We start from the raw sequence: 790 nt of genomic DNA, 5'->3' as shown, positions 1-790 counted from the left end.
CCGATATTGGTGTCGGTGGGCATATTTCCACCTATGCCGGTGCCGCGACCCTGTACGAGGTTGGTTTCAATCATTTCTTCCGCGGCAAGGACCACCCTTCGGGCGGGGACCAGGTGTTCTTCCAGGGCCACGCGTCTCCGGGCATGTACGCCCGGGCGTTCATGGAAGGGCGTTTGTCGGAGGAGGACCTGGACGGGTTCCGGCAGGAGAAGTCCAAGGAAGGCCATGCCCTGTCCTCGTACCCGCACCCCAGGTTGATGCCGGGGTTCTGGGAGTTCCCGACCGTGTCGATGGGTATCGGCCCGATGAACGCGATCTACCAGGCCCAGTCCAACCGGTACCTGCACAACCGTGGCATCAAGGACACCAGTGACCAGCAGGTCTGGGCGTTCCTCGGTGACGGGGAAATGGACGAGCCCGAATCCCGTGGCCTGCTCCAGCTCGCCGCGAACGAGAACCTGGACAACCTGAACTTCGTGATCAACTGCAACCTCCAGCGCCTGGACGGCCCGGTGCGCGGCAACGGCAAGATCATGCAGGAACTCGAAGCGTTCTTCCGCGGCGCGGGCTGGAACGTGATCAAGGTCGTCTGGGGCCGGGAATGGGACTCGCTGCTCGAAGCGGACCAGGACGGGGCGTTGGTGAAAATCATGAACGAAACCCCCGATGGTGACTACCAGACCTACAAGGCCGAATCCGGCGGGTTCGTCCGCGAACACTTCTTCGGCAAGTCCCCGCAGACCAAAGACATGGTCGCGGACCTGACCGACGAGCAGATCTGGGGCCTCAA

The 790-nt window shown here is 62.5% G+C and carries 1 pseudogene; it reads left to right on the top strand.

From position 1 onward, the window contains the following. Positions 1-790, top strand: a pseudogene (locus tag PQ627_RS19885) (pyruvate dehydrogenase (acetyl-transferring), homodimeric type); the annotation flags it as partial.

It is taken from the genome of Paenarthrobacter sp. AB444 (assembly GCF_028736865.1).
Taxonomy (GTDB): Bacteria; Actinomycetota; Actinomycetes; order Actinomycetales; family Micrococcaceae; genus Arthrobacter; species Arthrobacter nicotinovorans_B.
The sequence above is the reverse complement of the archived record's forward strand: the minus strand, read 5'-3'. Positions and strand labels throughout refer to the sequence as shown.